Annotated in this window: 2 protein-coding genes; both read right to left on the bottom strand. The window is 66.0% G+C overall.

The features are described from left to right. Positions 1 to 301: 301 nt before the first annotated feature. On the bottom strand, positions 302 to 847 hold the full coding sequence (locus tag C7C46_RS31240; RefSeq protein WP_110673296.1) for a PIN domain-containing protein: 546 nt from the start codon (positions 845 to 847) through the stop codon (positions 302 to 304). Continuing rightward, positions 844 to 2,060: helix-turn-helix domain-containing protein (locus C7C46_RS31235; RefSeq protein WP_342775457.1), on the bottom strand; the 1,217-nt coding region annotated here is incomplete at its 5' end. The genes C7C46_RS31235 and C7C46_RS31240, both read right to left, overlap by 4 nt.

The raw sequence follows: 2,060 nt of genomic DNA, 5'->3' as shown, positions 1-2,060 counted from the left end.
ACGAATGGGCAACAGGGTCAACCCTGGGCACAAACGACGATGGCCCGGACCGCTGTGCGGTCCGGGCCACCTGCCGGCGGAGGATACGAGATTCGAACTCGTGAGGGGTTGCCCCCAACACGCTTTCCAACTGTCCGTCCGGGCGTTCGGCGGCGGTCGTGAGCATCCTGACCTGTGGCGGAGTGGCCCGATGGGCTGCGTCCGGACTCAGCTGGACGGGGGTGAATGCAACCAAAACTGCAACCACGAGTCCCGCACGGCCGTGCGAGTGAGAGCCCACTGCGGTGCGCCGACGTGACGATCAGAGCATCCCCATCCGCTGTGCCCAAGCGAGAAACCCACCTGGCCCGAACGGGTAGCGGGCTCCGGTGCTGGCGAGCGCATCAGCGAACGCGTTCGCGGCGTACTCGGTAACCCGGTCTTCCTTCAACGCCTCGGCAAGGACACGCAGTGATCCCTGGACCGGAAGTCCGTGCTTCTGGGCCGCACGGCGAGCATCGGCATCGTCGATCACCGCGGTGCCACCGTGTACCTCGGCCCAGGCGAGCACCGTTGCCTCTCCCTGGTTGGAGCGTTCGCCGGAGACCACCGCCATCCAGCGGACCAGCGCTCCCAGTTCGTCGAGACCGTCGACGTGAACAACTTCCAGCCAGTCGAGGCCGGAGATGTCCAGGTTGGCGTGGGTGAGTTCGTGGACAACGGTCGCGGTCGTGATGTTGCGGCGGGTGACGCCCTGCCACTCTCGGGCGAAGTCCGCCAGGAGGTCGATGCGATCAGCCTTGATCGCATGGAACAGGGGTGAGGTGTCCCAGACTAGAGCGGGTGTGCTCTGCGCGGCGGCGGTCACGGTGCGGGTTCCTCCAGCGCACGCAGCGGCAACTCGTCGATCCCGATGGCGCCGTGCAGCAACTCCACCGCTCGAGGGCCAGTCACGGCACCGTTGCCCCAGGCATCGAGGACGGCCTTGCGCCACTGCGGACCGGTGGTGCCGACGGTCAGGTCCTCGGTGGGCTCTCCTCCGTACACGGCGAGGAGATCGCCACGGGTCGGGGTGCTGGCGCGCAGTTGGCGTGCCTCCAGGCCCGATACAAGCCCAAGCCTGATGGCCTTGCGCACGACGACTCCCCAGGAGACCCGGTACCGGGCCGCGATCTCAATGAAGAAGCTCCGCGGCTTGGTGTCCTGCGCTCGCTGTCTCCATGCCTCTTGAAGGTCTGCGTCAGGCATCAGCAACTCATCGGCAATCCGGTCAATGAGCTCTTCACGCTCGTCTCGACCGGCCGCGACCGATAGATCCGAGTGGTACTCGTCTTGGAGCAGGTGGTGCCCGAGTTCGTGTGCCCCGGTCCAACGCCGCCGACCGGGGGCGGCTTGGCCGCCCACCACAGCCACTCCGAAGCCGTCGAGCAGCAGAGAGGCTCCCTCACCCTGGGCATCGACGCTTAGGAGGTAGAGCCCGTACTGCTCTGCAATCCGGGCGAGACCGCCTAGTGGTCCGCTGCTCTTTCCAATCGCTGCACGTGCTGTCTGGGCAAGTGCAGCCGGATCTACTGGCCCTTCCGGTCGAGCCAGACTCGCGGGGGGGACGAGGAAGCCTTGCCCGATCAACCACTGGGCGTCCCGCGAATGCGCCTCAAGAAGGGCGTCGAAACGGAACCGGGTGCGAGTGGCGTCGTCTGCGTCCTCATCCAGGCCGTGCCGGCGCGAGACCAGCGGGGTGGGTGGGCGCATGACGAAGTGCGCTGCGGGAACGCCCAGTGCTTCTGCGATCTGGAACAGCTCCATGGCGGAGATCTTGCGTTCGCCGGATTCGATGCGCACGAGCGCAGTTCGATCCAGGCCGAGCCGCATGGCCAGCTCGCCCTGGCTCACTCCGGCGGCCTGCCTTGTTTCCGCAACCCGCTCGCCGATCTCGTTCCAGCTCTCGGCCGTCTTCATGTGTGTGATTTTTGCACACCTGACCCGCGGTTGCCCGGGATCGTTGAGCCATGGCTGGATGATCAAGAGGCCATCGGGGTGAAATACATAAGAGCGTCCGATATCCTGCGTTCCGCAGTTGA

It is taken from the genome of Streptomyces tateyamensis, from assembly GCF_003205575.1.
Classification (GTDB): Bacteria; Actinomycetota; Actinomycetes; order Streptomycetales; family Streptomycetaceae; genus Kitasatospora; species Kitasatospora tateyamensis.
Note: the sequence above shows the minus strand (reverse complement) of the source record. Positions and strands in the feature narration are given on the sequence as shown.